At 41.9% G+C, this 3,392-nt stretch carries 3 protein-coding genes; all 3 read left to right on the top strand.

The window, feature by feature from the left end; translation table 11 throughout:
- Positions 1 to 146 precede the first annotated feature (146 nt).
- Positions 147 to 1,361 carry an HlyD family efflux transporter periplasmic adaptor subunit gene (locus ACOCD9_RS18995; RefSeq protein ID WP_287701059.1) on the top strand — a complete coding sequence of 405 codons (1,215 nt, stop codon included), beginning with the start codon at positions 147 to 149 and terminating at the stop codon, positions 1,359 to 1,361.
- Between the two features lie 100 nt (positions 1,362 to 1,461).
- Positions 1,462 to 2,199 carry a foldase protein PrsA gene (locus ACOCD9_RS18990; protein ID WP_287701057.1) on the top strand — a complete coding sequence of 246 codons (738 nt, stop codon included), beginning with the start codon at positions 1,462 to 1,464 and terminating at the stop codon, positions 2,197 to 2,199.
- Between the two features lie 916 nt (positions 2,200 to 3,115).
- Positions 3,116 to 3,392: transposase family protein (locus ACOCD9_RS18985; protein WP_419548184.1), on the top strand; the 277-nt coding region annotated here is incomplete at its 3' end.

Below are 3,392 nucleotides of genomic sequence, written 5' to 3'. Positions count from 1 at the left end.
TTCTAACACTTTCTGGTATAGTTCACTTATCATTTTCGTTATTTAGGTCATATATGGTAAATATGACTTATCTTTTTTTGGAGTCTGTATCTGTATTCCATGCTACATAAGCTTTTCAGCTTGCTTGTCCCCCTGTCAGGGAAAAAATCTATGTCCGTGAAGGCCAAGAGGTGAAAGCAGGACAACCGATTTTAACCCTAGATTCCTTATTAATCGGCCAAGAAATACAACAAATCGAGGAGAAAATAGAAGGACAAAAAAGCCGTCTTTCCCAACAGAAACTTGTCAAAAGTCAGTTAGAGATTTCTTTAACCACCCAAAGCCAACAAAATCGCGCGGCAGCAGCGGAAAAAGAAGCCTCGATCGAACAAGCGCGGGAGAATGTGGACGCATTAATCAAGAAGGCCAAAATATCCCTAGAAGAACAACAGGCGCGGGTAAATCAAGCGAAAATCGCCCTCGCACGCAGTCAAACCGATTACCCGATTCTCAAAAGTCGTTATGAAACGGCTTTAAAAGAAGTCGATCGCTACCGAAAAGCGTGGGAGGATGGCGCAATCTCCCAGGTACAATTCATCGAGCGCGAGGATAATGCCAAGGAGCGCCAACAACTCTACGAGCGGGGAAAAGCGGAGGTAAAAGAAAATCAACATAAACTAGCGGAATTAGAAAGCGCCTACCGTCAGACGAGTCAACAAACGGGCGCGGATATCGCCCAAGCGCGTCTGCAATTACAGGAGCGGCAGCGGGGTTATCAAAGTCTCCGCCATTCCAACGAGTTGGCACTCTTAAGGATACAGGAGCAGATTAAAAATCTAGAAACGGAGATCGGAACACTGGCATCGGAAATCGCCCAAAGCGAGAGCCAACGGCAAGCGCTCCAAATCCAACTAAGTCAGAGGGTTTTAAAGACGAACACCGACGGCACGATCTTTTCATTACCGATTAAACGCGCGGGTGCGGTGGTACAGTCGGGAACGCGGATCGCGGAGATAGCACCGAAAGGATCGCGGTTTATTCTCAAGGCAGAAATGCCCACGGATCAAAGTCAATTTCTCCGCGCCGGTATGCCGATAAAAGTCAAGTTCGATGCCTATCCTTTTCAGGATTACGGCATTATCGGCGGCAAGATCACCAAGAAATCACCGACAGCGATCGAAAAGGAAACGCCAAACGGAAAAATTAACGTTTTCGAGCTAGAAATTCAACTCGATCGCTCCTGTATTCAAAAGGGAAATCAATGTATTCCCCTCAATCCGGGGGATACGGCTACCGCAGAAGCGATCGTCCGTCAGCGTCGGGTGATCGATTACATCCTCGATCCCTTTAAGGATCTGCAAAAAGACGGGTTAAAACTCTAGTTTTTTTAGGTATCGAAGCCAAATTACTTACACTCCTCGCTAACCCTCTTGCCTATCTCAACTAGGAAATTAATTTCGCATAACTGTTTCAGGAGTCATTATGTCCCATAGTATCACCATCACCAATCAAGACCTTATCCAACAGCTTAAGCTATCGGGGAAAGTTCCCGAAATAGTTGAGGGAATTATCGCTCGGAAAATCATCACCGAAACCGCCACGGAAGCGGGGATTAAAAACACAACTGACGAGTTACAACAGGCGGCCGATCAATTCCGTCTCGCCAAAGGATTACATAACGCCAAAGATACATGGAATTGGTTGCAAAAACAGGGCTTATCCCTAGACGATTTCGAGGCGATCGTTCAATTCAATTTACTATCGGGTAAATTAGTCGAACATCTTTTCGCAGACAAAATTGAATCCTATTTTGTGGAACACCAGCTAGATTATACCGGCGCGGTGATCTATGAGGTGGTGTTAGCAGATCAGGCGATGGCGGAGGAGTTGTATGAATCGATTCAGGAGGAGGAAATCAGCTTTCAGGAAGTAGCGCATCGCTATATCGAGGATGTGGAATTACGACGCAAGGGAGGTTATCGCGGTACTGTTTACCGTAAGGATTTACGACCGAATCTTTCGGCCGCAATTTTCGCATCGGATTCTTCTCGATTGTTGAAACCGCTGCAAGGCGATCGAGCTTTTCACCTGATTTTCGTCGAGGAAATTGTTAAGCCGAAGTTAACCGAGGAGTTGGCTTTGCAAATCCGTGTCGAGTTGTTTGACGGCTGGGTAAAGGAGAAGATTCAAGAGATAAAATACGAGTTAGTGAATGAGTAAGATATGAGGTGGGTTTATGCCCACCTTACAAGCTTGAAATAAAAATTAAGACTAGCGTGTAATTCTTCTCGCAATAGGGAGCATCTCACCTTTGTAACTCCTAAATTAAGTTTTATGTCAAGCTATTTTGAAAGCCTTACCAGAAGCAAGTTTTAGCGATAAGTATAATTACTCACTTGCATAAGTGAGATGCTCCCCTGGCAATAAAAGTTTCTGCTGTTTTTCAAGAAGCCTAAAGTCATACCAGTGACTTTAGGTTTTTTATGAATTTTGAACATAAATCAAGTATTTATGTTCGACGTATCATGGGTCAATACAGGGGTTTAGTATAAAGTCTGCTGGAAGAATAATTCGGCTCTTCGGTTTGTGTTATGCAATGGACAGGGGTTATAAGGGATGGAACCCTTATATAGAAAGGCATTTAGCGATTTTTGTCAATTGTTTTTTATTTAGAGCGAACTAATCAATTAAGTCTCTTGCCAGATAAGGATTTAGTCGATTTATGCCCCCCTATCGAACCATAACAAGTAACGAAGAGCCAATAATTCGTTTTTCCATTAATTTCTTTTCCCCAAATTAAACTTAATTAGCTTTTTTATGTTCTAAAACAACCTTTGCGAGGGGTTGCAATCTATTTGGATAGCGTTTAATCTTAAAGCAGACAGGTGATACAAGCCTAGTCTCCAGTTAAATACTTTCTTTCTTTCATAAGGAGAAAAACTCTGGCTCTTCCGAACTTGTCATGTAAAATTAAATAAAAAACAGACAATTATTGCTGACCAATAAAACAATAATTTATCTTTAAAAGCTCACTATGCTTGCAATACAGCAATTTATTGGTTAAAATATAAACAGCCAAGACCAGCAATTTTAGACACCAGCTATACTTATGCCATCAAATCCACAATTAAAGTTAATGACCGAGCTACTTCACCTAGAAGGAGTTGTCGTTACCAATTATCAAATTATTACCGATATAGGAATTGTTTTACATTTAGAAAATATGTCAAGAGAAAGCCAGTGCATTCATTGTGGAAGTAAAACGGAAAAAGTTCATCAAAACAATGAATTAACAATCCGAGATTTACCCTTTGGAGAACAGGCATTATATCTGAGAATCAATCGTCGTCAGATGAGATGCGAGAAATGTGGGAAAAAATTCACAGAAGAACTAAATTATTTGCCGAAGAAAA

This window comes from Microcystis sp. (assembly GCF_048564745.1).
GTDB classification, from domain to species: Bacteria; Cyanobacteriota; Cyanobacteriia; order Cyanobacteriales; family Microcystaceae; genus Microcystis; species Microcystis ichthyoblabe_A.
The sequence above is the reverse complement of the archived record's forward strand: the minus strand, read 5'-3'. Positions and strand labels throughout refer to the sequence as shown.